We start from the raw sequence: 1,645 nt of genomic DNA, 5'->3' as shown, positions 1-1,645 counted from the left end.
GGCTGCTGTCCAAGAAGATCAACCCCATGGTGCTGATCGTTGCCACCATGGTCGTGGGCATCATCGGCGCGTTCTTCGGTGTGCTGGCGTAAGGGCCCGGCTGCATAGATTTTCGTTGCAACCTGGAAAGGGGATGGAGCAGGCCTATGCCCTCCATCCCCTTTTTGTATAGAAGGAGTTCGTATGTTCGCGAAGGATCGCGAAGCAATGCGCCTGACGCCGGCAGAGGTCAGGCTGATTCTTATTGAGTCCCTGCAGTGGTGTGCCAACAACGCGGTCTACTTTTTGGGGCTTATCGGTGCGGCCACGTATGATCTGGCCGGCACGGCCTTTTTGGTTGCCGCCATTACGCTCGTGCGCAATCTTATGACGTCGGTGGGCAATATGGTGTCGGGCTCGGTCATCGACCGCTTTGGACCGCGCCGGACGTCATTTGTGACGTGCGTGATTACGGCTGTGCTATCGCTTGGCGTGGGGTTGGCGCCGTTGTCTGTCCCCGGGCTTGTGTTTGCCGCGTGCGTCTTGGGACTTGCGGGCGGCTTTATCAACACCTGCACGCATGCGTTTCCGGGATACCTGGAGTCGACCACCGAGGGCCGTACCCGCGTGAACGGCCTCATGGTGTTCTACAGCAATATTGCCTATACCGCTGGCCCGCTGCTCGGCGGTGCCATCGTGAGCTGTTTTGCCACGCAATCGGTCTATCTGCTCATGGCGGGCATGATGGGTGTGGCGGCCGTGCTCTCCTTGGGCTGTCACGAGTGTGTTGCTCCCGCAAAAGGGGAGAAGCCGAAGGGCGGTATTCTGGGCGGCATGGCCGAGGGCGCGCGACTTACGTTTCGCGACCACGACCTGCGCCTCATCTTTATCTCGGGCTTTTTGGGTTTCTTTGCGTTTGGCGCGTTCGATTCGCTGGAGTCGTTGTTCTACCGTGATGTACTCAACGTGGATATCGTCTGGCTGGGCTGGCTGTCCTCGGTCGTGGGCCTCACTTCCTCGGTGGGTGCGTTCATCCTGACCAAGCTTTCTGCTCGCCATGTCAACCTGCGATTGCTGCTCGGCGCGCTCATGGCCGTGGGCATTGGGTCCATGGTGTACGTGGGCACCGATATGCTGGGGGTCGCGATTATCGGTCAGGCGATTAACGGTCTGGCCTGGGGGTTCCTGGAGCCGCTGCAGATGATCTTGATTCAGGAGCGTGCCGACATCAAATACCTGGGGCGCATTACCGGCTTTGTGCGTTTTGGCCTGATGAGCGCCGGGGTGCTGCCGCTGCTGGCGGCTCCATTTTTGGCGGAGGCTTTGGGCGTCCAGACGGTACTGTTTGGAGCATCGACCATTATTGCGCTGGTAGGAACGCTGTTCTTTGTCACACAAGGGAGACGCCGGGGGCGTTAGCTATACATCAAATTCTAATTTAATACCACTCACCAGAAAATTTCGACCGTTCACCGAGGATTGGAACAGATTGAAAAGTGGTATTAAAAACACGTTGGGTGTATGTCTATAATTGGTATCGAAAAGAAACGCGATGTATAGATTCGCGTGCAGGACAGAAAGGAAAAACCATGAAGGAAACCGAGAAGATCGAGATCATGCATTTCGACCAGGAGGGCTACGTCGAGGACGGCAAGAACGTCTACGA

General features: G+C 56.9%; 1 protein-coding gene. It reads left to right on the top strand.

Annotated elements, in window-relative coordinates:
- Nucleotides 1-183: 183 nt before the first annotated feature.
- On the top strand, nt 184-1,398 hold the full coding sequence (locus tag I2H19_RS09695) for an MFS transporter (protein ID WP_195622531.1): 1,215 nt from the start codon (nt 184-186) through the stop codon (nt 1,396-1,398).
- The last annotated feature ends 247 nt before the right edge of the window (nt 1,399-1,645 follow it).

This window comes from Collinsella aerofaciens (assembly GCF_015560135.1).
In the GTDB taxonomy this organism is placed as follows: Bacteria; Actinomycetota; Coriobacteriia; order Coriobacteriales; family Coriobacteriaceae; genus Collinsella; species Collinsella aerofaciens_AN.
This window is presented reverse-complemented; position numbering and strand designations above follow the sequence as displayed.

Excerpts from the sequence above, each read along its gene's own strand:
- I2H19_RS09695 (WP_195622531.1), top strand. The coding sequence starts at position 184 with ATGTTCGCGAAGGATCGCGAAGCAATGCGCCTGACGCCGGCAGAGGTC.